The sequence below is a fragment of the Mycoplasma milvi genome, assembly GCF_048284715.1.
Lineage (GTDB): Bacteria > Bacillota_I > Bacilli_A > Mycoplasmatales > Metamycoplasmataceae > Mycoplasmopsis.
Genome location: NZ_JBLWAH010000005.1, coordinates 32,829 through 58,321 on the forward strand (window position 1 = coordinate 32,829; position 25,493 = coordinate 58,321).

A 25,493-nucleotide genomic window follows, 5' to 3' on the forward strand; every position below is an offset into this window, starting at 1 on the left:
GGTATATATGAAAATAAAACTTAAACAAAACACCTTATTTTATTGACAGAATATATTTGGCTATTTGCTGCTTGGAATCCTACTTCTTTTTAGCCTATTTTCTCTCTCAAGCTTACTTGGCTGAAATCCATCTAAAACTGGTTTAAATGTTTATAAGCCTTTTTTACCAATAGAAAACTTTTTAGACATTTCACAGCCTAATTTCCAAGGACGCAATTTTGTTATTATTTATAACTTTATTATCCTAATGGTCCCTTTAATTCTGGCTCCATTTTGACTTGCCCGCAATGCAAGTAAGCAGCCAATCAGCTTTAGTAAATATCTACCATGAGCTTTTGGCTACTTAATCATTATGCTAGCTTCATTCGGATTACTTATTGCCCTTCCAATTACTGAAGATAGCTCAATGATACTATTACTAATTAAAACTATTCCATTTACAGTCTTAATGCTACTTAATTTAGGTTTTGAAATTTATCACCTAACATATTGCACTAAAGTGTATACCGGAACTAAGAAGTACACTCGTAACTTCTTAATCTCTAATATAGCAAAACTTACTATCCTAATTGCAGGTTGAATTCTTCTTGCTTTCTTTCTAATTGGAAATAGTCCTGAAACATTATTTACAGATAAAAATAATCTCAAAGAAGGTTTTAGAATCCTATTTTATAACTATACAGCAGCTGGTATTATAGCAATTATTGTAATCGTTTTTACCTTCATGCTTTATTGAGGATTTAAGATTGCTAACTTATTTGAACTAGAGTCAAATAATGCACAAGCTAAAGCATTATCTAAACAAGCTTTAAACTTTAACTTCTATGTCCTAGCCTTATTTACTCTATGAATGTTTATTAACATCTTCATTATTAATATTAATGATGGTCCATTAATGAACCGTAAGCCAGCTCACATCTTATGAGCCCTTACATTAGTGATCTCACTAGTTTTACTAGTCCCTATATACTTCTTATTAAAATGAAAACCACTTAATAACTTAAGCAAAACAGCTAAAGGCTTTATCTTAGTTATTCTTTCAATTATTTACTTATCAGTTTTATTAATTATTCGTATGCTTAATGCTGATAAATTCAATAACTACATGGTAGTTTGAATCCTAGTTATTTCTTACTTTGCTTTATTATTAGTCTACAGGTTAGCTGGAAATAACTTATCTTACATTACTCGCTATACTTTAGTTCTAATTTTTGCATCATTAAGCATTGCTATTTTCTTCTCAGTACTAGCAGCTTTACTAAATCAAGGAGACAATAATTTAACTGCCTCAATACCATTTAAATTTACTTTAGTTGATATCTTTATTATTATTCCAATTATTGCTTGCTTACTACAAGTAGTTATTCAAATTGGCATTTGAGCCAAAGCAACCTATGTTGTTTATAAATACAATAAAACTCAAGGAGCATCTCATGAAACTAAACTTTCTAAGTAATTTGAAAAACAATAAAGCTGCACAAGCACTACTTGATCAACAGCAAACTTATTTAAAACAAATTTATTCAACTTATAATCAAGTAAAAACAGAAAGCAGTTTTATCTCATATCAAGTCTTTACTAACCAATTCCTTATTTTAAATAACATCCAAAAACATGGTGGGCTTTGAGAAGAATTAGTTACTGAGCGCGATGAATTTATGGCTCATAAAAATCAAATTGCTTATCGAGACTTCTTTATTTCTTGAAGTATTAATCCAAGATTTAGTCAAAACATACTAGTGCCTGTTATTAGTCACCAATTTGATTCAAATACTAAAGTATTATCATGAGCTCAAGCTGAAAATGATGATATTGCTTCTATCTTAGCTAAATATAATGATTATCTAACTCAATATTTAGTTTCTAATGATTGTGCAGTTGAAATCATTCCTGGCATTATTGTTAAATACAATTTCGATTTAAAGGATTACAACTTATACTTCTCACCTGAGTTAATTTCTAATGCACATAAAGAAAATTAAACAAAAAGCTGAATCACTAGACAAAATATTAACCATTGTTGAATCACAAAAGAATATTAATTTAATTAACATCTTACGTCTTTCTCAACAAATTGGTATGTATTTCCAAAGAGCTAATCAAGCCAAATCTTACATTGATTATCTTGCTAGTAATTATGCAATTACCAATCCTTTAATCGAACCAATTAATAACCATTACCTTTCTTTCTTAAATAAACTCACAACTAAAAGTGCTATTAGTTATAAAACTATTTGAGTTTACATTACTGAAGAAGAAAAATATGAGACTAACTCATACCGTAAGTATGAAAACTACTTATTACAAAATGCCAATAAAAACGATTCTTTTGTTGTTATTGGCCAACGTGCTAACACTTTTGCTCAAGAAAATAAGCTAAATATCATTTTTGAAAACAGTTTTAATGATGTTACTTATTTAACTGATGTACTACCTGACTTTTTAGAAGCTTATCTAGAAACTAATGGTTTTTGCAAAATTAAGTTTGTTCTTAACTCTTCTAAAACTAAACAACTAAGCTTAAATGTTATTCCACTTAGTGAACTAAACTTTGATTTAGACTTATACCGTAAGGAAAATAACTTTCTATCTATCCAAGGTCTAAATATTTATCCTGATATTAGCAGCTTTGTTAAGTCACAACTTAAGTCATATTTAACTTACATGACTCTAGCACTATTAAGTGAATCAAACTTAATTTATCAAAAATATGCTTTAGTTGCAATTAATCAAAAGATTAATGATCTAGAAAAGAAACAAAAGCGTCTAGCACTAGAAGTATTGCGGGCTAAACGTGAATTAGAAGTTGAGCAAATTTCAATCTTATCTAAGAAAAAAGACTTACTCCATGATGAAAAAGGAGATAGTAATGAATAGTATTAAATGCACTTTTATCTCTGAAAATTCACTAGAAACAAGAGAATACATTTCGAGTCTTGAACTTAATTTAAATCTTGAAGATCAATGAAGTTTACTAAAACCTAATTCTGTTGGTTCCTATACCAAAGCCTTCTTTAGAATCAAAACTAAAGAAAACACTACTAAATACTATATTTTAGATAACGTTTTTATCACTTATATAAATAATGAAATTAACATTACTTATAGGGGATGCTTTAGAAGCTATTTACAAATTAAAAACAGCAATAGCTTCATTATGCAAAATGAAGCTAAATTAAAAACATTACTTACTGATTTAAAGTATTACAAAAGTTGTAAACAACTTTCAGTTGATAATTTAAACAAAATTGCCATCTATAAGCTTGAAAATGAAATCTTTATCCTAAAAGCTATTACCTTATTTAATCTCAATCCAGAGGAGTCTAAATGCGCAGAAAACTAAAATGACTAATTCTTGGCCCAGTTACTAGTGCTCTTCCACTAACTGTACTTTCAGCAGCTAGCACTAATGATCCTACTTCATATAATAATGGTACAGATAACAACAGTAATCAAGGTAAAAACTTATCCCCAGATTTCGACCAGTTTGCTAAACTAGAAAAAGATTTTCAAGCTGAAAAACTTGGCAAAATTCTAGAACAAGGAATTAAAGATTTACATAATGAAGCTAACACCTTATTAAGTAACACTACTACCACAGATGCTCAAGATATTTTAAAAGGTATGTACCTTAAAAAAGTAGCTATTTATTTAGATACTCACAAAGTAGCTATTATTAAGAATCCAAGAGATAACGGATTCTTTATCTTCTATCCTGAAATATTAGCTAACTCTAAAGCCTTTAAAAGCATGAGTCTTAGCTTTGATGATAAAACTTATCAACAAGTTTTAATTGATGCTAAAGAAGGTTCAATTAATCCATACCAAAACCTTCCTTTAGTTTCATCACAAATTTCAGATCTAAAAGAATTTAGTAGCGAAACACTAACTAATACTTTAACTAAAGAACAATTCAATTCTAAAGTTGATGATTACTTCAAAAAGTTAGCGAGTGAATTTGACGATATCTTCCAAAATAGTGATGATATTCCTACTTTTGAAACTACGTCAATTGATTTTAATTCTTCAGGTGACTTTAATTTACACGCACCTAAAGAATACAACTCTTGAGATGACTATATTAAATCTAAATATAGTTCACGTTTCTTAAAGTTTGACCTTGATCAAAACTCTAAAGAAGACCAAGATCAAGACAAACCACCCTCACCTATTATTCCCCCTCTTCCTCAAATTGAGGATCCAGCAGTAAAATCAAATGAAATTCAAAACATTCCTTCACTGCACCCAATTGTTTCAGCTGCTATGTATGATACCTTTAAAGCTTTAACTAGCTTAGACGCTAAAAACGCTTTTATTGCTAAATATAACAAAAATGTAGAGAAGAACTCTCCTATCTATTTCTTCTTTGATAATAACATTAACACTAGATATCAATATCAAGTTACTGAATTAAAACTTGATTCTAATAATCAATTATTAGCTGATGTTAAAATTCAAGATAAAGTTGATAAAAATAACTTACGTACCTATAGTTATAGCGTAGATACACTAGCAAATAAACAAATTACTTTAGCCACACAAGCTGCTAATGGACTAATTGAAAATATCTTTATTCAACTATATACATCTTTAGGTGTTAATGCTCAAATTGATTATCAACAATTAGTTGATCAAGAATTAGCCAATGTGTTATTTAATATGATTTCACGTGCTATGAAAAATACTTATAAGCCTGAATACAAGGCTGATTTATCTAAAATCATTCAAGATAATGCCTCTAGTGTTTCTACTTTAGAACTAAAAGCTAACTTAGAAAGTAAATTTGGTGCAGACATTAATTACTTTATACTTTCAAGTCTTAAAAATACAGTAATTAATGACACTTACTATTTTGCTTTATTACCTAATGCTTACTTAAATACTTATAAGTTAATATCTGAAGGTATTAAAAATAAAATAGATTTAATTAAAGTAAACTTAAAAGTACTTAATGAGTACTACAAGATTGATTATTTAGACATTAGTTGAATTAATCAGGGATTAGATGTCTTAAATGATGATATTTCTTTCTTAAAGGGACTAGCTATTAATAATAGTTTTAACCTTTATTCACAATATCTTAATTATACAGAGCTAACCTCTCGTATTAATAAAACTTTTAGAGATTTATACATTATTTTACACACTGAGCCATTAACTAATACAATTGAAAACAAAAAGGCAATTAATCAAATGTTTAATTCAATTTGAGCTATGCCTCAAATTCCATATACTCAGCCAGCAGCTAATAAAACTTTACTTTATACACTTGGAGCAATCTTCTTATCATTCTCTTTAATCTTAATTCTGATTGCTTCAACTCTTGGAATTACACACAAGAGATTTGATATTAAAAATACAAGAAATAAAACAATATTAATGAGTTCGCTAGCTTCAATTTTCTTAATAATAGCAATTATTTTACTTGCTATCGGACTTGGAGGTCTATAATGACAAATAATAACTATCCTAAAATAACAGGTATATTTGACTATGTTGTAGAGATCACTGGTAAGTATCCTTACTTTCAGAACCAAATTTTTACTTTAGCAAGTAACCCTGAAGTCAATTTAATTTTAATCTCAGCTACTCAAAATAAAGCTTACTGTCTTTCGGAAGGTAAAATAGGAGAATTTCTTATTGGAGAAAGTGTTATTCCAACCGATCAACAACACTTTATTGAAACTTCTCTTAGCTACTTCGGAAAAATCATTAGCATTGAAGGAAATATTTTATATCCAGCTGCTAACGATAGCAAAACAATGCTTTCACACAAGTCTCTAGCTTTCAATAAGCCTAATTCATTACTATCATATCAACCACTAGAAGAACAACTACATACAGGCTATATGGCAATTGATTTACTTATCCCAATTGGCAAAGGTCAAAGAGAACTAATTATCGGTGACAGAAAAACAGGTAAAACACACTTAGCACTGAATACCATTATTAATCAAAAGAATCAAAATGTTAAATGTATCTATGTAGGTATCGGAAAGCAGCAATCAGATATTGCTTCAGTTTATAAAACTTTAAATGATAATGGAGCAATGGATTATACCATTATTATTAATGCATCTGCTGATCAACCTTATGCACAATACTTAGCTCCGTATGTAGCTATGGCTCATGCTGAAAACCTGGCTCACCAATATGATGTTTTAATTGTTTTTGACGATTTAACAGCACATGCTAATATTTACCGTGAAATTGCTTTATTAACCAATAAACCTGTTGGAAAAGAAGCTTTTCCAGGAGACATGTTCTTTGCTCACGCTAGATTACTTGAACGTAGTGGAAAATTTGTAGGCAAAAAATCAATTACTGCACTTCCAATCTTACAAAGTGTTGAAAATGATATTACTTCTTTAGTAGCTTCAAATGATATCTCAATTACCGATGGACAAATCGTTATGAATACAGATCTCTTTGCCCAAGGCAAATTACCTGCTATTGATATAGATTTATCCGTTTCACGTATTGGTGGATCAGTTCAAAAACCTTACATTGCAAAAGTAGCTGGTAAAATAGCTAAAATTTATAAAGCTTACAAGAGACAAATTAAACTTGCTTCACTTAAATATGATTTAAATGATGAAACTAGTGCATTATTAACTAATGGTTCTTTAGTTGAACAAATGTTTACTCAAAAAGGTATTTCTGTTTACAAAGGCAGCACAATGTTCCTTACAGCCAAATTAATTTCATGAGGTATTTTAAAGAAAGTAACCAACATTCCACTTGCATTAAAATTCATTGAAGAATTATGTATCTTTAATTCAATTGCTAAAGATATCTTAGATCGTATGATTAGTAATCAAGCTTATGATGATAATATGGCTAAAGATTTCTTTGCATTTGCTTTAGCACAATATGCAAAATATAAACAACTCAATTGGCAAATTGAAGTCTACCAAAAATTCATGGATATAGATGAAAACGTATTAAAACACATCGATGATAAATTAGGAGATAAATAATGACAAAAGGTATAGTAACTAAAATTTGAACAGATGTAGTTGAAGTTTCTTTTCCTAAAGATCAACTACCTAAAATTAACAATATTCTAGCTTCACCTAGTGACCAAACACACTTATTAGTTAAGAAAATTGTTAATGAAAACATTGTTTATGCAGTTATCATTGATGCAAATGAAACTATAGCAATTGATCAAGAATACTTTGATACCAATAATACCTTTATGGTACCAGTTGGTCCTAGTGCAAAAAATAACATCTTTGATGTTATGGGTAGATCACTAAATGACCCAAAAGCAAGCTTTAAACGTGTACCGATGGATTCAACCATTGTAACTAATAATGACTTTAATTTTGAACCCCAAATACTTGAAACCGGAATTAAGGCTATCGACTTCTTTATTCCTATTTTAAAGGGTTCTAAAATTGGAATCTTTGGTGGAGCTGGAGTTGGTAAAACAGTCCTAATGAAAGAAATTATCTTCAACCTTTCTAAGAAAGAAAAAAATACCTCTTCAATTTTTATTGGAGCTGGTGAACGTTCTAGAGAAGGGGTTGAATTATATGATGATTTAACTAAGTCAGACTTAATGAAAAGCTCTATGATGTTTATTTCGAAAATGAACGAAAGTGCTGGAGCTAGAATGAGTATTGTACCAGTTGGAATTACTGCTGCTGAATATTTAAGAGACAATGAAAAAGAAAATGTCTTACTATTTATCGATAACATTTTTCGTTTCCTACAAGCTGGAAATGAAATTTCAGCCTCACTTGATAAAAAACCTTCTTTAGGTGGATATCAAGCTACATTAAATACTGAAATTTCTTCAGTTGAAAACAGACTATTTTCAAATCAAAATGGATCAATTACTTCATTTCAAACTGTTTTCTTACCAATGGATGATTTATCTGACCCATCAGCTTTAGCTGTATTTAATCACTTGGGTGGTTCCCTAGTATTATCACGTGATGTAGTGGCTAAAAACATTTATCCTGCTTTTGACCCACTTGAATCATCATCAGCAACAGTTGATGTTAAAATCATTGGGCAAAAACATTATGATGCAATTATGGAAGTTAAAAAAATCTTACAAAGATATAAAGAACTTGAAGATGTTATTTTAATTTTAGGTATTGAAGAACTTGATGATGATTCAAAAATCATTGTTAAGAAGGCCTTACAATTGCAAAACTTCTTCTCTCAATACTTCCACACTACACAACACTTCACTCAAATGCCTGGTGTGTATGTTCCATTATCTAAAACAATTGAATCAGTGGAAAGAATTATTAATGGTGAATTTATTGATGTTAACCCTGAAAAATTCTCATTTATTGCTACTGTGGATGATATAAGAAATGAAAACTAAAATACTAAAAAATTCACTTTTAATCCTTGGAGCTAGTGCTTTTAGTTTACTACCTGTATCATGTTTTCATGATTATCCAGTTAGACCTATAACTAAACCACTAGATCCCAATGATCCAATCAACAAACCAAAAGAACCTGAAAAGGATAAGCAACCTACTAATCCTAAAGAAGGGGATCCAGTAGAACAACCACCTACAGGTGGGGGATTTAATCCTTTTGATCCTAAACCAGTAAAGGATCCAACTACTCCTCCAAGCGCTAATAGCCTGGAATATAAAAAGGCTAACTTCTTGAATAAATATTATGCTGATGAAGCTGCTTATATTAACTCACTTGTAAAATCGCTTTGACCCGATGGGAATAATGAAGCATATCAAGAAATTTATGAAACCTATAGCAAAACTCATGTAGAAGAATTTGATACTAAAGCTTCAGATTTACACTTGCCAGCTTTTCTAGATTCATATGCTAAAAACTTTACGGTTACTGATAATAACAACAATTTAGTGCTTAATCCACTTGGCCAAATTAGGAGAAGAAAATATTGAGCTGATACTATGGGAGATAGAGGAACTGCTAGATATATTCCTAATAATCTTTATAAAGAAGTATTGGGTGAAACTTATTCAATTATTCTTTCTAACAACAATGAATATCTTGAAAAGCTAAATAATCCTCAAATTGCACCAGGACGCTTCGCTCAAGGTACTGCATGGATTTTAGATTATGCAGCTAATGAGGAAGGAGTTATTTCTAAATTATATTTAGCAACTAACTTACACGTAGCTAGTGACCTAATTACCTCAACTGACAATGGCAGCATTTATACCAATATTCTTCCAGATTCAGTGATGAAACAAAATGCTGACAACTTAGTACAAGCTAACAATAAACTTCAAGAACTAACTCCTGAAACTGCTAAATTAGAAAAAGAATATAATGATATTAAAATCAAATATGGTGAAAACTCGCCTGAATTTAAAGAAATTAATGAAAAATTTAATAAAGCTTTAATACCATACAATGAAGCTCAACAAGCTGTAAAAGCAGCTGAAGAAAGGATAATTGGTGTAACTAAAAATGTACGTCTAGCACATTTCAATCCAAGCACACCAACCGGAACTGAGCTTAAACGTACCATTCTTGATCCTAGGGTTGATTTCTTTGATTTTGACCCTAAAAATGTCAAGATCGTCTATGCTGGAGCTAACTTCTTATCAACATCACCTAGTGCTTATCTAGATACATCTTCTCCATATGCTGAATTAGAAGAAATGGCTGATTTTGCTGTCCTTGAAATCACATTAGATCAAAATCAACCTAAATATACATATGAAAGTCCGACTGAAAATGCTGGCTTTAGCGAAAATACTATTGATTCATATTCAGATTATGTTTTATATCTTACTTCAGCATATCAAAACAAGGATAATCAATCAAAACCTGCTAACTTTGATTTATTAACTAATTATGATGCTTTAGTCAGTGATAAGTTAACAGTTAATAATAAAGATGTTTCTAAAATTGATTATGACTTCTTAGCTTTAGGATTCCCTAACGCTAAAAGTGATGATGATTTAGTAACTTCAATTAGTAACAAGGATGAAATTCCTTCGCTTAAATCTACATCATCAGTTTGGGTCAATAAATCTAAGAACAATAAAGATAATCAATATGGTGGAGGCTTATCACAAAATGTTGCTTTACGTACCTTTATTGATAAACCAGGTTTAACTGATATTTTCCTTTCAAACCCATTAATTAATGCACAAGAGAAAAAGGGATTTGAAGTTAGATACCTTAAAGAAAAAGACTCAACTTACAGTGGAAATTCATATATTAACTATGGACTTGGATATATCTTACATAACTGAGAACCTGGTCAAGGTGGTTCAGGTTCTTCAGTAAGAGATATTAATGGAAATATATTAGGATTAACTTTTGCTGCAGCTGATGCACAATTCAATTCTCTTATTTCCTTAACTCAAGCTTTAAGATCACCTGGATATGATTACCATGGACAATATGGTAAATATAACCTTGAACAATATGACCTAATTTATGGTGGTGGGCCTAACCAAAGAACTTCATATCGTCAAGCTCTTCAAAAAATGTATGGGGATAACTATAAAACTAAACTCTTCCCACAAGGAGTTGCAATTATTCCTGAAGAATATAAGTTTAATAAATAACTTTTTACACCTAGGAGATAGACTTCTAGGTATTTTTATTTAACTAAATATTAATGTTTTAAGAGTTTAAAATAACATTGTTTTATATTTAAAAATATATAAAACTTTAGAAATAATTAATTAGTATTTAATTTAGATTTATTATTCTTAGTATAAAAAACTCATTAGAAATTAATTCTAATGAAAAATATTAAGAAAACATCTTTTATAGTGAAGCTCATTTGATATTGTTTATCTTTTTAAGTTTTTATTCTCAAGAATAAACATAAAAAGTCAATTAATTTATTCCTTGAATACTGTTGCTAATTTTTATTAAAAAATTTTTAAAATTGTATAAATGACCATGAAAGGAAAATCAATATATTTATAATTTAGTGTATAAATCATCAAGAGAATACAGGTAACTTTTGCATAATAAGTTTTTGCTTTCAATAAATACAACATAATATGATTTATTCACAGTTAATACAGGTATTTGTTAAATCTCCAAAAATAGTAATTTTTCAATGTACTTATCAGTTCTCTATAATATATAAAGCCATTTAATACTGATCTTTTAAATTTTTTATTAAATTTTTAAAGCTTATTTCTGGAGCTATTTTTTCAACATGTTTCTTTTTTCATGTATTACTTAAATTTATCATATCTAGAAGTAATGTTTTTGTCTTGGTTTGTTTAAAAATGGCAATAAAAAAATCCATTGCTGGATCAGTTTGGTGCCGGCAACTGGACTCGAACCAGCGACCCCTTCCTTACCATGGAAGTGCTCTACCTGCTGAGCTATGTCGGCAAATGGCTTTTAAGTATATAAATTATACCTAAAATAGCCTATTTTAGTATTATTTGGTTAAAAATTTATAGCATTCTAAAGTTACTTCACAATCTGCTAATGCTCTATGATTTTCACTAGCATCATATGGGATGAAATAATAATCACATATAGTCCCTAGTTTGTAATTAGGGAGGCGAAGTCTATTTCTAGATAACATTAAGGTATCAATTATTTCATTAGTAAAGACATGTCCTTGAGTCTTAATTGCATAATGTTGCAGGAACTTAATGTCAAATCTAACAATATTATGTCCAATTAATGGTAGATCTTGAATAAACTCAATAAAATCTTGCATCACCTTTTCAATTGGCGCTTGATTTTGTAACATATCTCAAGTAATATGAGTTAGTTTCGAAATAAAGTCAGGTAATGGACCATTAATTTTAACTAACTTACTAAAACGTTCCGCTACTTGATTATTGATAACTTTAATTGCTGCAATTTCGGTTATTTCATGTAAATTTGGACTCAGTCCTGTAGTTTCAATATCTAAAACTATATAACTATTTGGATACATAAATTAGAATAGCCCGCCCATTCCGCCAAATCCTCCAAAACCACCTGTTTTCTTGAAGTTTTGTGCAATTTGAGTCATCTTTTTACTCATTGCATCAAAGTCATTTAGTAGTTTGTTATATTCTTGGGCACTACGACCACTTCCTTTAAGGATTCTTTCTTTTCTTGAAGCTTGTTTAAGTAATTTTGGATTCTTTCTTTCAGCTTTGGTCATTGATGACATTAGAATTTGATATAGTTGCATTTTTTCTTCAGCTTTATCAATTTCGGCTTCATCAATTTTACCAGCTATGTTTCCAGGAAGCATTTTAAGGATTTTTGAGAATTTTCCCATTTGTTTCATTTGCTTAATTTGTTCCATTAAGTCATCCAAAGTAAATTGTCCTGAGAAAATTCTTTCAACCATGTTTTTAGCTTTATCTTCATCAATTGCTTCACTAGCTTGTTCAATTAGCCCCATTACATCACCCATACCTAGAATTCTTTCAGCCATTCTATCTGGGTGGAAAAGTTCTAAGTTAGAAGTTTTTTCTCCAGTACCAATGAATCTAATTGGTATATTAAGCACTTGTCTTAAGCTTAATGCTGCTCCACCACGAGCATCAGAATCAAGCTTTGTAATAATTACACCAGTTAATTTTAATTTATCGTGGAAAGCACTAGCAACATTGATAATATCTTGTCCAGATAAAGCATCCGCAACAAAAAAGATTTCATCTGGATGAGCAATCTTTTTAATATTAGCTAATTCATCCATGAGTTTTTCATCAATTGCAAGTCTCCCAGCAGTATCAATAATAATTAAATCATTTTTATTTTCATGTGCTTGTTGTAAGGCATTTTGCACAATAGTTTCGGCTGGTACATTAACTCCTTGTTCATAGAAATCAACTTGAATCCCTTTTGCTAAAGTTACTAATTGATCTACAGCAGCTGGACGATAAATATCAGCAGCTACTACTAAAGGTTTAGTAACAAATTTCTTCTTTCTTAAGTAGTAAGCTAACTTAGCACTTGCAGTAGTTTTCCCACTCCCTTGTAATCCACACATCATTACGACATAAGGCTTTTTGTTAATTTTAATTTCTTTAGTTTCTTTTCCAAGTACATCAACAAGTTCATCTCTAAAGATCTTAATCATAGTTTGAGAAGGGTTTAATCTTCCAATAATTCTTCCTTCTTCTAAAGCCTTTTCTTTAACGTTGTTAACGAATTCTTTAACTACCCGTAAGTTAACGTCAGCTTCAAGTAAAGCTATCTTAACTTCACGAGTTACTTCTAAAATATCAGCTTCATTTAAGGTTGTTTTCTTAGCCATTTTTGCTAAGCTTTTTTGTATTCTTTTTTCTAAAAAATCTAACATAAAATTATTATACAACACATAAGTAAATAGCTAATAAATTTCAAAAAACTTATATAATATCTTTTATGAAAGAAATAGAAGTAAAATATCCAGAAAGATTAGACAAATACGTTTCAAATAATAGTGATATCTCACGTAATGATATTAAACAATTAGTTGAACAACATTGTGTCTATGTTGATAACATTTTGGTCAATAAACCAAAATTTACTGTTCGTGAAGGACAGATTATTAAAATTACAAAAGTAATTGACAAAGAAATTAAGATTGAGCCTAAAGAAATGCCTTTAGAAATCTTATATGATGACGATTACTTATGTGTTTTAAACAAACCAAGTGGACTAACAGTTCACCCTGCCCCAGGTCATTATGATGACACGTTAGTAAATGGTTTATTACACCATTTTAAAAACAACTTATCAAATGAAAATGGATTACTTAGACCAGGAATTGTACATAGAATCGATAAAGATACTAGTGGACTGCTAATTGTTGCTAAAACAAATGAAGCTCATAATTTATTAGCTGATATGTTTGCAACTCACAGCATCAAGCGTTCATACTTAGCAATTTGTGATGGGATTATTGAAAATACTAAACTTAAGTTAGTACTTCCAATTGGACGTTCTACCAAAGATAGATTAAAGATGGAAGTAACTAACCACAATTCAAAACCTGCTGTTACTTATGTAACATTACTTAAAGGTTTTTATTTAGATGGACTGCCAAAATCTTTAGTTAAATGTGAACTTGAAACGGGAAGAACTCACCAAATCAGAGTTCACATGGCTCACATTAAAAATCCTGTATATGGAGATCCAGTATACAATAAAGCTATTGATGATAAAGGACAAAGATTACATGCTTATAAATTAACCTTTATTCACCCTGTAACTAAGGAAGAAATGGTTTTCTTTGCTAGACCACCTAAAGAATTTGAAATTGCAGATTTTGACTTTGATCAATTCCTAAAAGAAGAAGCTCAAGGAGGTAAAAATGAATAATAATCAAGCTCTTGAATTAGAAAAATACGAAACACCTGAAGCCTTTTACCAAGATTATAAAAGCAAATTTAATCAATGAATGTGAATTTGATTAGCTGCATTAATTGCTTGCTTTGCATTACTTGTTGCAGACTTTGTTATTACACTTGTTTTTCAAGAAAGTTTCTTAAAGACTTTTTACTTTAAGTTGGGAACAAATGCAGCAGCTGAAGTTGGAAAATTAACTTCTAATATGATACTTAATACCTACATCTATAGAGTAGCAAGTATTGTGGCTTATATGTTAATCTTTGCATACTTAATTTATGCAATTATCAGTTATAAAATTTCAGCTAACAAAAATCAAACTTTTATTAGACAAAATATGTGATTAGGAATTCTTACATTTGTTGTTGCTATTTATGCAGTGTTTAACTTAATTCAATATATGTATAACAATGCATTAAATGAATATGCACCATTTGCAATTGCAATCTTTGCTGTTGAATTAGTCTCATCGATTTTATATGTGCTAATATACTTTATTCCAGCTGGTCAAATTAGAAAACTTGTGAAATACAATGTATTTGTAGTTCAAAACATTCAATTCAAATTAATCCAAAAGAAATTTAGAGAAAGCCAAGCAAATGGAGGAAATAATCCATTTGATATCTTCAACATATTTAACAATATGGCTGCAGAATTTAATGCTAATGCACAAGATGCAAGCGAAAGCAATTCTGAAGAAGAAGATGAAATAGCTCGTCAATACCATGAAGCAAAAGAAAAGGCTGCTAAAAAAGAACCTTATAATCCTGCTACATCAATGGATGAAGAAAAAGATCAAGCAATGGCAAAATTATTATCAATGCCAAATCAACAATTATTCCAAATGGCAGCTATCTTAAACATTTCTGGATATGAAGACATGTCTAAAGATGAACTAGCTTCTTTAATTTACAACTACACCAAGCAAGCTCAAGAAAGATATGCTCAAACGCAAAAAGAAATTCATCAAGATAATAACGATAAGAAGTAATCTAGCATTGCTTCTTTTTTTATTCAACATTGTATAATTAACTTATGAATTACAACACACTAGCAGACTTTAAATTAGCCACTATTACTATTAATAATCATCCTTATTCATATTACTACTATGAAGTTAAAGATCGTTTAATATATAAATCTTTCATTAACGATAATGAGATCTATATCATCTACAATCCTAGTGTTCCTAAGTTGCATGATAAACTTATCAAAACTCTTAAATTCTATATTCCTAAATTAAAATATGAATTAAGCCCTAATTATGATACTTTCTACTTTATAGGCAAGCAATATCAATATAAGTACAAAAGTATTGGTTTAATTTTGCTAGTGGAAGTAAATAACCCTAGTAATGTGCTTTCTAGCATACCTTGCTTGCAAGGAAAAGAGCAAGATACTAAATACATTGTCAAGTGCATTACCATGCATTTAAATAAGCTATTTTATGCTTATATGCAAACAATAACTAATCAAGTTACTCAAGCATTTAAACGTGAGCCCATTAATATACAAATAGTTAATAACATTACTTCATATCATGGGCAATATAGATATAATAAAACTCAAAATAATGAATTAATCAAATACAGTTTAAAGTCATCAATTGCTAACCCTGATTTCTTACATTATATCGTTATACATGAAGTTGCTCATTCACTTAGTCATGGCTATGATAAGCATAGTCAAAAGTTTTGATCTACAGTATCTTTATTATTGCCAAACTACAAAGATTACAAAAATAAATTTATTTTTGATTTTGTATCAATAAAGGAATAATCTTAATAGAAGTCATATTAGTGACTTTTTATTTTTATTTCGGCTTAAATTCCTTTATTATAATCACTATTATAAAACCTGCAAAAACATGTATTTTAATATTTGTTACGCGGGTAAAAAAGCACTCTTTCCCAGCAGTAGCATAATGTTTAATAATTACTATAAAATTTTAAATTGAAACAATTTTTGCATGTTTTTTTGACACTTTTGTTGTAAAGTGCCTTAAAAATGCTTGTTTTTACCTAAAAATTGATAAAAATTAACCTAAACAAGGAAATACATATAAAAAAACCTGGAAAAAAATAAAGTTTTAATTTATGTTATGTAATAACAAATATACTAAAAGCAAACGCAACAGAATGTTTACTATAGCTAATGATTTTTTCTTTGAATGATTTAATAGGTATTTTATAGGCTTCAAACTATTAAATATCCAAGTTGGTATTTATAATTTTGTACAAGTAATTTTATAATCAAAAATACTAATAGTTCTATATTATAGAGCTTTTTGTTTTTACAATCATAAAACTCCGAAAGCTAATTATTTTCAAAAGAGAAGAATAGAATAATGATAAGGTATGCCTTTCCCAGCAGTAGCATAATGTTTAATAGTTACTGTCAAATCCTGAATCCAAACAATTTTTGCATGTTTTTTTGACGCTTTTGTTGTAAAGTGCCTTAAAAATGCTTGTTTTTACCTAAAAATTGATAAAAATTAGCCTAAACCAGTAAATACTTAGAAAAAACCTGCAAAAAAATAAAGTTTTAATTTATGTTATATAGGTAAAAAGCGCCCCTTTCCCAGTAGTAGCATAATGTTAAATCATAATTACCTTTCCAAGTTAAAGATAGCTAAAATACTTTTAGTCCTATAAATTAGGGATTTCCATTTCATGCGCACATAAAATTACATAGAAAAATTCTATGTAGGCCTTTCCCAGTAGTAGCATAGTAGTCTTTACATTTATTTAACAGCCATTCATTGTTTTGTTATAAATAATTAAAAATAGCCCATGGTAAATGGACTATAAAAATATATTTTTCTATTATTGATAATAGTTTTCTTGAGGATCTGACTTAGATGGTATAAGTGATTCTATTTGTCATTTTAACATATTAAATGGATATTTGCTTCCGCATAAGTTAAATAGCATTTTAAGGTAAAAGTTCTTAAAGTCTTCACAATTCATTCCATTTCATTTTATTGGGAAGTAAATACTTATTTTGGTTGAATAGATTGTTCACAATAGACCTAAGACAAATGTTGATAAATAAAGGTAAAATATTGTTATATTGACACTAGCAACATAGCTCATTAGTCCAAGTATTACAATTGGTATTATAACTGTAAAAATAGGCATTATAGCAATTATAAACTTCACTAAATCACACTTTGCTTTAGATGATTTTACTCATCTTACATTATTAGCTTCATCAGCATTTAAGATATAAAAGTATCTATAAATAAATGAAATCATTTTACTTTTCTCTTCAGGAAATCTATTTTTTAGATTTCTAGTACTCTTCTTAAATCGAATCACGAAGTTAAATGAACTATATGTAAAATAGTAAATTACCGTAATTGATAGTGGGATAAATCAAATAGCTAGTAAACTAACTAATGCAATGTTGAATGCATTTTGATCTGTGCCAGTTTTAAATACAACTCATGAAGTATATCCAAAGCATACACCTCAAATAGCAGCAACTAAGATAATGATTAGTAAAAAGAATGTTCACCAAAGCGTTAATATAGTTTTCTTTTGTTCTTTTGAATTCATTAGTATCAATCCATTTCTGTTCCTTTACATATAAAAGAATTTTATAAGTTCTAGAACATATAATTATACTTGATTCTATGACGTAATTTCAGATTACAAAGCTTACGGGCTATTTTTTTTATTTAAAACACATAATTTTGAATTTATCTCCCTATTTATGCAAGCATTTTAAAATAATCTTTTTGCTAGCCTGACAAGATTATTCTTGCCAACAAATAATTTATACAAAAAAATACCAGAGTATAAACTCTGATATTTAATGATTAGTTTAGTTGTCTAAAGACAATTATTTGTTAAGACCTTCTCATTTTCAGTATCTAACTTCATCAATGTCAATTCCAACTTCTTTGATGTATCTGTTGTGGTATGCAATTTTTTCGTCCATTAAAGCAACGAATTCTTTTGCTTTATCACCGTAAACTGCATTAGCAGCTGTAATAGACATGTGGAATCTGTCCATTTCTGACATTAAACGAATGTCGAATGATGTTGTAATATCACCATTTTCTCTGTATCCGTGTACGAATAAGTTGTGGTTCTTACGTGAGAAGAAGATGTCACGAATTAATCCTTCAAATCCGTGGAATGCAAATAGAACTGGTTTGTCTTCTGTGAAGATTGCGTTGAATTCTGCATCGCTTAATCCACGTGGGTCAATACTTGGGTGACGTAATCTTAATAAGTCAACAACGTTAACGAATCTGATTTTTAGTTCAGGGAAGTATTTGTTTAAGATTGAGATTGTAGCTAAAGCTTCTAAGTTTGGTTCTGTACCTGATGCAACTACTACTAAGTCTGGTTCTTCACCTTCTTTAGTTGTTGAAGCTCAGTCGATAACTTTAAGTCCTTTATCTACTAATTCTTGTGCTTCATCCATGTTGAAGAATTGATCTCTTGGTTGTTTTGAAGCAACAATAAGGTTAATAACGTCTCTTTCAGCAAATGCTTTATCTAAAACAGCAAGTAATGAGTTTGTGTCAGCTGGTAAGTATTCACGAATTAATTCTGGTTTCTTGTCAGCTAAGTGTCCTAAAATACCTGGATCTTGGTGTGTGTATCCATTGTGGTCTTGTTGGAATGCTGTAGATGTAGCAATAACGTTAAGAGATGGGTAGTCTTTTCTTCATGAAATTTTACGTGCTTTAGCGATTCATTTCATGTGTTGTGTTAACATTGAGTCAACAACTCTTAAGAATGATTCGTATGATGCAAAGAATCCGTGACGTCCTGTAAGAACGTATCCTTCTAAGAATCCTTCTGCTTGGTGTTCTGAAAGTTGTGAGTCAATAACTCTTCCAACTGGTCCAACAGCTTCATCTAATTCAGCATCAACTCTTTCAAGTCATTGTCTGTTTGTTAATTTAAGTACTGCATATAATCTATTTGATTTTGTTTCATCTGGTCCAAATACTCTAAAGTTATCTGGGTTTCTCTTGATTACTTCAGCAAATCAGTTACCTGCATTAACCATATCTTGGTCTTTTATTTCACCTGGTTTGTTAATTTCTAATCCGAATTCTCTTCAGTTAGGTAAGTTAAGAGCTCTAGGGTTTACACCACCATTTGTAATTGGTTGCATAGCCATTCTCTTGTTACCTTTAGGAGCGATTTCAGCGTATTCAGCTTTGAATTTTCCATTTTCGTCAAATAGTTCTTCTGGACGATATGAAGCTAATCAAGCTTGTAATTCATCTAATAATTTAGGATTTTCTGATGTTACAGGAAGTGGAACTTGGTGAGATCTAAAGCTTCCTTCGAATGTTTCACCATTAATTTGGTGTGGACATGTTCATCCTTTTGGTGTACGAACAACAAGTGCTGGTCAAATTGGTCTTGTAGCAACTTCTGCTGGTAATTTTCTAGCTTCTGTTTGGATTTCTAAAATTCTTTCCACAGCTTTATCGAAAGCATCAGCCATAAGTTGGTGAATACCTTCTTGGTCAAATACGTTAGCTTCTACAAAGATAGCTTCTCATCCGTATCCTCTTAACATTGAAGCAAGTTCTTCATCTGTTTTACGAGACATAATTGTTGGGTTTGAAATTTTTCCACCGTTAATGTGAATGATAGGTAATACAGCACCATCATTTACTGGGTTAATGAATGATGTTGAGAATCATCCAGCAGCAAGTGGCCCTGTTTCAGCTTCACCATCACCAATAACAGCAGCAGCAATAATGTTAGGGTTATCTAAAATAGCTCCTGTTGCGTGTGAAAGTGAGTAACCTAATTCTCCCCCTTCGTGAATTGATCCAGGTGTTTCAGGAGCAGCATGTGATGCTGTTCCACCAGGGAATGAGAATCTTTTACACATTTTCTTAATTCCAGCTTCATCTTGTGTGATTTCTGGGAATAATTCTGTGTAACTTCCATCTAAGTATGAGTTTGAAATCATAACTTGTCCACCGTGTCCTGGTCCTTCGATGTAGAACATATCTACACCATATTTGTTAATTACCCGGTTTAAGTGTGCGTAAATTAAGTTTTGTCCTGGGATTGTTCCTCAGTGTCCGATTGGGTACATTTTAACGTCTTCAGCTTTTAAACCATCTTTCATAAGAGGGTTGTTTCTTAAGTAGATTTGAGCTACTGAAAGAAAGTTAGCTGCACGCCATCAAGCATGTACTTTATCTAAATATTGTTTTTCATCAAATAAAGTCTTTTTCATAAATATTCCTTTTAAATTTTTGATATTTAACACATTAAGTTTAATGTCCAAAAAATTCCAACTCAATATGTATCCATATTTTACATTTTTTCCTATTTTATCCACATAAAAATATTTTGCTTTTTATTAGCCTTGTTTTTGCCTAAAAAATAGCTTTTTTAAGTTCCTTTTTAAAGTTACTTAATTTCTATATATTACTCAAAAGCACTATCCTAAAGCAATAAGGGTTTAAATTAACTAAATAAAAAAATATTTTATTTCAATGCAAAAGTCTAAAAATCTGTTATTTTATTTATATTGAAGTTTAAAAATATTCAAACTATAATAAATAAAATTTCAAATAAGGAGACAAAATGAAAAAGCCAGAAATTATTTTTATTGACTTAGACGGAACTACACTTGATACTCAAGAAATTAAATTTTGACAAAGAAGCGCTACTCCATATACCAGACAAGTTTTAACTGAATTAAATAAAACAATCCCAGTTGTTGTTTCAACTGGAAGAGGAGTATCACCTAAAACAAGTAATCTTGTTAAAGAAATTACAGGAGTAGATACTTATATTGCTTGAAATGGTGCTAAAACAGTTGAAAATGGTGTTATTGTAAATGAAGAAATTATGTCAAAAGAAGTTGCTCAACAACTTTTTGATGAACTTTCTAAAAACTTCTGCTTTGTGGTTTATAACTCAAATGCAAGAGAACAAGCTTATGTAAAAAATAGAGTATTTAGATGATTTATGGGAGGCTTTGGTAAAAAGACTGCTCACTCATATAAAGAATACAACAATGATTTCCCAGTTTATAAAGCACTTGTATGATCTCTGTCAGGTAGAAAAATTAGAAAACTCGCTTTAAAATGACAAAAACAATTTGCCGGTAAATTAGAAGTTTCACTTTCAGGTTCTAAAAATAATATTTTAGAAATTACTAAAGCAAACTGTTCAAAAGGTGATGAAGAAGTTCGTTACTGTTTATCAAAAGGAATTAATCCAGCTAATGCAATGCACATTGGGGATTCTATGAATGATGCTTCAACTAAAAACCGGATTGGTACATTAGTTGCTATGCAAAACTCAGTTGATGAATTAAAAGAAATCGCAGATGTGGTTACAGAATTTAGATGTGATCAAAGTGGATTAGCTAAATTCTTAGAACAATTTTTACCAGAAGAAAAATAGAGTTAGGTTTCCTAACTTTTTTTGTAAAAAATTTATTTTTGAAATAAAAAAGTAACAAAAATAAACTTTTTAATTTTTATAATGCTTGACTATCTTTTCGAAAGTGTTACAATATATTCGAAAAGAGGTTAACATGAATAATAAACAAGAATTAATTACATTACAAGCTTCATTATTTATTCTGCAAGCTAAAATTAAAAATTTTCACTGAAATATTAAAGGAGCTGATTTCTTTGAAATTCATGAGCAATTAGATAAATTATATGATGATACTACTGAACAACTTGATGCAGTAGCTGAAAAACTTTTAATGTTAGGTTACAACGCACTTGGTAGCTACCAAGAAGCAGCTAAATACTCATTAATTAAAGAAATTGAAGCTAAAGATTTTATTTCAAGTGAAATTTTTGCTTATGTAGTTGCTGATTTAAACACACTTCTTGAATATATTGGAAAAATGGATAACATTTCATATAGAGTTCAACCATTACTTGATGAAATCGTTATTTACTTAGATACATGACACTGAAAATTTTTAAAATCAACTAAATAATAACTTAGCAGTCTACTGATAGACTGTTTTTTTATTCTTTTATAAGAAAATGCACCTATTGCTAGGTGCATCAGGAATACGTCTAAATATTTTTGGAGAAACGTATTTGTCCGAATAAAAAACTAACTTTTACATCCCTTAGGATCGTATACCCATAATGTCTACATCATCATGGATATACATTAATATAGTACAACAAAAATATAAAAATGGTACTAAAAAATATATAAAAATTAGCTTTTTTATATTTTAGTATTAATAAGCCATATCAAATGTCATTATTTTTCGAAGTATGAAATTAACAAAAAAGTCACTTTTTAGTGACGATTTTGGAAGTGTGCCTTATGATGTTTATACGTACGATTAACTTGTCTAAACATATCCCCTTCTTCAGAATATTGTTTTTTACCAAGTCTTGTATATCTTTCTGCTGCTTTATCAGTAATTAATTTATCAGCGCGTAAAATTTCAAGATAATAATTTATTATTTCGTAGTTAAAGAAGTATTTATATTCACTATAAAGTTGCATTATTACTTTTAATTCTTCAAATAACAGATTTTTAAGTAATTCAGGATACTGCATTTGTCTTGAGTGTAAATTAAACTCATCTCTATCTACAACTTGCAATTCTTTATCAGGATAACATTTTACATCTAGGTCATAATCTATAAATTTAATGGTATTATCTTCAAATATAGGCTTAGAAGCCATATTAATATAATAATAAGGACCAGAATCCTTTAATAATACAATCGCATTATACATAGCATCTTTTGGAATAAATCAGATGGCATTTTCATTATATCTTCATCCATTTACATCTTTTTCATATTCAGCTACTTTTGTATTTTTCAGGAATAATACTATATGTCTCTTATTATGAAATACTACTTTAGCTGAATTTCATTGACGATATAAATAACCATTATGTTTATAACCCTGTACATTAATCATTGAGCCAACTTTAAGCTTACTAAAATCTCATTCCATTGTTATCCTCCTTTCTTAATAATAATTTAATTATAACATTAGCGAGGTCTTTCTCACCTGATTGTAGTTTGATTATTTTTATTTTCTACTACATAATAATAATTAGCATTTTCAGCACGATAGGTAGTTACTCAACGATTAGAAGGAAGAGTAATTTGATGATCCTTTACTAATTCATTATCTTCTACCATTCCATTTTTATTTAAATCATCTCAAAAGTATATAGTTCCTAATTCTCCAGGAACAATATAATCTTTTGTAATGTAACTAATATATCCTTCTGGATAAATTCGGTTGGCTAGTTGTTGTTGTCTTCAAGCTTCACTAGCTTGTGTTTCATTTTCAATTCTAGCTCCCATATCAAAATTATTATGTCCAAAGAAATTAAAGGTATCTAGATAAATAATATCACTATGAGCCACCACTTGTCCAGCTGGATTAACTATTGCAATACCAGTATGGCTTTTATCTTTCAAGTATCCACTAAATTTTACCCTAGTAATATTGTTTTCATCTTTTTGCACTTGGGCGTAGTTCTTTCCAACTCATTTTCACCCTGAGTTATCATAGTAAATTTGAGCTATTTCACTACCATATCCCATGGTGCGTAAAAACATTTTATAAAAATCATGTGATTTATTTTCTTTAATTTTATTTGCCTGATTTAAGCTTATTCTATCAAGGGTTTTGTATGAGTCAAGAGCAAAAGGTGAAGTTGGAATCATAATAGAACTTGACCCTTTGACTATTTTTGTAACTCAGGTCTTATTATATGGGTCATAATAGGTTACTGGATTATTTGGATCAATATAACCTGAATTATCATTTATGTATCAACCACTTCTTGTTAAAGTGTCAAAATTATTCATAAACACTTTACCATAATCTTCTGCTATTGAACTTGGTCTGATTTCATATGAATTTGCATGATTATTATAATGAAATTTCATGTTCCCAAAGAATCCTGAAGAAAACTCTTCCTGATTTTTTTCAGCTGTTATAGCAGGATTTGGTTCAGCAATATTATAGTAAGATTCAAAAGCAAATTTTAGATATTCTCTTGGAACTAATTCAGTCAATGAGTAATAGTATCGTAAATCACCATTGTTCAGAGCAAATTTTTCATCTGGAGAATATCAAAAGCTTGGTTTAATTTCTAGTTTTCTTTGTAATGCTAATGGGTCTTTTGGAGATCCTTGCCCATTATATAATCCATTAGAAACATCCCAAAGATCTTTTGGTGAAAAGTTTGTATATAAGGCATCTGAAACATCTTGTGCTGCAGGTTCTCTAAATCATCTGTCTCTTAATAGTGCTAAAATTTCAGGCTTAATATATGATTTTGCACTTACATCATAGTTTAATAAGTATCTAAAGTTATCAGCGAAATAGGCATTTCAATATTGTTCATTCCCTGATGAAAATATCTTATCTAGTAATCCTGTCTTTTTGCTTTGACCAGGTTCATAATATTTGACAGTAACCATTTCTTTGTCTTGAGTATTTGCTACTGGTCCAGCTACATTTCCAGTTGGAATTACTTTATCTCCTGGTAAGGCTATTTCAGCATAGTTATTTGCTCAATGGTGCATATATTCATGGAATAAAGTTTGCATAATTGTTGCCACTCTATCATATAATGTTGCATTAGTTTCACACATGAATGCTCCATTAATATAAATATTCTTAGTACTTGGGATATAAAGTCCATTAGCAGTAGCTGGAATAATAGTGAAATCATTAATATTTATAGCTTCTAGATCATAGACTTCAGGCCCAAATGTTACCTTCCGCTTAAATTCATTTGCTAGATAAGCTAATCCACCAGGTCCAAGTAAATATCTATTATTTGCAGGATTTTCCTTATCAACACTATAAGCAAAATCTCTAAATTTAATTTTTGTATATGGATCTATGTATTCTACATAAGTTCCTTCATCATTAGTTTTTGTTTCTCAACTTATACTTCCAAGACTATTTACAAGTGCTAAAGCTTCTTCTTGCTCTTTAAAATCTAACTTATTAAAAATTGAAACTTCATTTGGCCCAATCTTTAATAATTCTAAATTTTCCTGCCAGCTTGGTGTGTCATAATTAGGCTTAATAGTAATAGTTTCTTTATTATCATTATCCTCATTTGTTCCTAAATACTGAATAGCAAAATAAGCACTAGTTGCAATTGCACCTAGGCCTAAAATTACACCTGCTGAAAATATACTTCACCATATTATTTTTGTTTTCTTACTCATAATATTT

At 29.7% G+C, this 25,493-nt stretch carries 19 protein-coding genes and 1 tRNA gene; 13 read left to right on the plus strand and 7 right to left on the minus strand.

The window, feature by feature from the left end:
- Nucleotides 1-7: 7 nt before the first annotated feature.
- Genes ACNQ13_RS02895 through mip form a run of 8 tightly spaced genes read left to right on the plus strand, consistent with a single transcriptional unit; the run spans nt 8 to nt 10,541 of the window.
- Entirely contained in the window at nt 8-1,456 is a 1,449-nt protein-coding gene (locus ACNQ13_RS02895; RefSeq protein ID WP_418035621.1) for an MSC_0624 family F1-like ATPase-associated membrane protein, read from the plus strand.
- Nucleotides 1,434-1,982: an MSC_0623 family F1-like ATPase-associated protein gene (locus ACNQ13_RS02900; RefSeq protein ID WP_418024596.1), complete on the plus strand. Its 549-nt coding sequence runs from the start codon at nt 1,434-1,436 to the stop codon at nt 1,980-1,982. The genes ACNQ13_RS02895 and ACNQ13_RS02900 overlap by 23 nt, the downstream gene beginning before the upstream one ends.
- The gene (locus ACNQ13_RS02905; protein WP_418035622.1) at nt 1,963-2,877 is read left to right on the plus strand and encodes an MSC_0622 family F1-like ATPase gamma subunit; all 915 of its coding nucleotides are present in this window, start codon (nt 1,963-1,965) and stop codon (nt 2,875-2,877) included. The genes ACNQ13_RS02900 and ACNQ13_RS02905 overlap by 20 nt, the downstream gene beginning before the upstream one ends.
- Entirely contained in the window at nt 2,870-3,343 is a 474-nt protein-coding gene (locus ACNQ13_RS02910) for an MSC_0621 family F1-like ATPase epsilon subunit (protein WP_418027757.1), read from the plus strand. The genes ACNQ13_RS02905 and ACNQ13_RS02910 overlap by 8 nt, the downstream gene beginning before the upstream one ends.
- Nucleotides 3,328-5,451 carry an MSC_0620 family F1-like ATPase-associated subunit gene (locus tag ACNQ13_RS02915; RefSeq protein WP_418035623.1) on the plus strand — a complete coding sequence of 708 codons (2,124 nt, stop codon included), beginning with the start codon at nt 3,328-3,330 and terminating at the stop codon, nt 5,449-5,451. The genes ACNQ13_RS02910 and ACNQ13_RS02915 overlap by 16 nt, the downstream gene beginning before the upstream one ends.
- Complete coding sequence (locus ACNQ13_RS02920; RefSeq protein WP_418035624.1) at nt 5,451-6,980, plus strand: MSC_0619 family F1-like ATPase alpha subunit; 1,530 nt, start codon at nt 5,451-5,453, stop codon at nt 6,978-6,980. Before ACNQ13_RS02915 ends, ACNQ13_RS02920 begins: the two co-directional genes overlap by 1 nt.
- Nucleotides 6,980-8,347 (plus strand): MSC_0618 family F1-like ATPase beta subunit, encoded by a 1,368-nt coding sequence (locus ACNQ13_RS02925; RefSeq protein ID WP_418018886.1) that lies wholly within the window; start codon nt 6,980-6,982, stop codon nt 8,345-8,347. Before ACNQ13_RS02920 ends, ACNQ13_RS02925 begins: the two co-directional genes overlap by 1 nt.
- Nucleotides 8,337-10,541 carry an Ig-specific serine endopeptidase MIP gene (gene mip, locus ACNQ13_RS02930; RefSeq protein WP_418035625.1) on the plus strand — a complete coding sequence of 735 codons (2,205 nt, stop codon included), beginning with the start codon at nt 8,337-8,339 and terminating at the stop codon, nt 10,539-10,541. The genes ACNQ13_RS02925 and mip overlap by 11 nt, the downstream gene beginning before the upstream one ends.
- A gap of 714 nt (nt 10,542-11,255) precedes the next feature.
- On the opposite strand, the gene ACNQ13_RS02935 is transcribed toward mip, so the two are convergent.
- The 3 genes from ACNQ13_RS02935 to ffh all read right to left on the minus strand — a co-directional run bounded on the left by ACNQ13_RS02935 (nt 11,256) and on the right by ffh (nt 13,252).
- Nucleotides 11,256-11,331, minus strand: a tRNA-Thr gene (locus ACNQ13_RS02935).
- Between the two features lie 49 nt (nt 11,332-11,380).
- Nucleotides 11,381-11,890, minus strand: a complete 510-nt coding sequence (locus tag ACNQ13_RS02940; protein WP_418033252.1) for a 3'-5' exonuclease — start codon at nt 11,888-11,890, stop codon at nt 11,381-11,383.
- Nucleotides 11,891-11,893: 3 nt separating this feature from the next.
- On the minus strand, nt 11,894-13,252 hold the full coding sequence (ffh, locus tag ACNQ13_RS02945) for a signal recognition particle protein (protein ID WP_418035626.1): 1,359 nt from the start codon (nt 13,250-13,252) through the stop codon (nt 11,894-11,896).
- A 65-nt stretch (nt 13,253-13,317) separates the two neighbouring features.
- On the opposite strand from ffh, the gene ACNQ13_RS02950 reads away from it, so the two are divergent.
- Genes ACNQ13_RS02950 through ACNQ13_RS02960 form a run of 3 tightly spaced genes read left to right on the plus strand, consistent with a single transcriptional unit; the run spans nt 13,318 to nt 16,062 of the window.
- Entirely contained in the window at nt 13,318-14,256 is a 939-nt protein-coding gene (locus tag ACNQ13_RS02950) for an RluA family pseudouridine synthase (RefSeq protein ID WP_418035627.1), read from the plus strand.
- Nucleotides 14,249-15,274, plus strand: a complete 1,026-nt coding sequence (locus ACNQ13_RS02955) for a hypothetical protein (RefSeq protein WP_418035628.1) — start codon at nt 14,249-14,251, stop codon at nt 15,272-15,274. Before ACNQ13_RS02950 ends, ACNQ13_RS02955 begins: the two co-directional genes overlap by 8 nt.
- Nucleotides 15,275-15,318: 44 nt before the next feature.
- The gene (locus tag ACNQ13_RS02960; protein WP_418035629.1) at nt 15,319-16,062 is read left to right on the plus strand and encodes a M48 metallopeptidase family protein; all 744 of its coding nucleotides are present in this window, start codon (nt 15,319-15,321) and stop codon (nt 16,060-16,062) included.
- A gap of 1,046 nt (nt 16,063-17,108) precedes the next feature.
- On the opposite strand, the gene ACNQ13_RS02965 is transcribed toward ACNQ13_RS02960, so the two are convergent.
- Both ACNQ13_RS02965 and ACNQ13_RS02970 read right to left on the minus strand, forming a co-directional pair.
- Entirely contained in the window at nt 17,109-17,843 is a 735-nt protein-coding gene (locus ACNQ13_RS02965; RefSeq protein ID WP_416741724.1) for a hypothetical protein, read from the minus strand.
- Nucleotides 17,844-18,129: 286 nt separating this feature from the next.
- Nucleotides 18,130-20,511 carry a phosphoketolase family protein gene (locus ACNQ13_RS02970; protein WP_416741723.1) on the minus strand — a complete coding sequence of 794 codons (2,382 nt, stop codon included), beginning with the start codon at nt 20,509-20,511 and terminating at the stop codon, nt 18,130-18,132.
- A 353-nt stretch (nt 20,512-20,864) separates the two neighbouring features.
- Between ACNQ13_RS02970 and ACNQ13_RS02975 the strand changes: the two genes are divergently transcribed.
- Nucleotides 20,865-21,692, plus strand: coding sequence for an HAD hydrolase family protein (locus ACNQ13_RS02975; RefSeq protein WP_416741722.1), 828 nt, complete (start codon nt 20,865-20,867; stop codon nt 21,690-21,692).
- Between the two features lie 133 nt (nt 21,693-21,825).
- Nucleotides 21,826-22,245 carry a Dps family protein gene (locus tag ACNQ13_RS02980; RefSeq protein WP_416741721.1) on the plus strand — a complete coding sequence of 140 codons (420 nt, stop codon included), beginning with the start codon at nt 21,826-21,828 and terminating at the stop codon, nt 22,243-22,245.
- A 317-nt stretch (nt 22,246-22,562) separates the two neighbouring features.
- On the opposite strand, the gene ACNQ13_RS02985 is transcribed toward ACNQ13_RS02980, so the two are convergent.
- Entirely contained in the window at nt 22,563-23,237 is a 675-nt protein-coding gene (locus tag ACNQ13_RS02985) for a DUF402 domain-containing protein (protein WP_416741719.1), read from the minus strand.
- A gap of 38 nt (nt 23,238-23,275) precedes the next feature.
- Nucleotides 23,276-25,486: an MYPU_1760 family metalloprotease gene (locus ACNQ13_RS02990; RefSeq protein WP_418035630.1), complete on the minus strand. Its 2,211-nt coding sequence runs from the start codon at nt 25,484-25,486 to the stop codon at nt 23,276-23,278.
- Between the last annotated feature and the right edge of the window lie 7 nt (nt 25,487-25,493).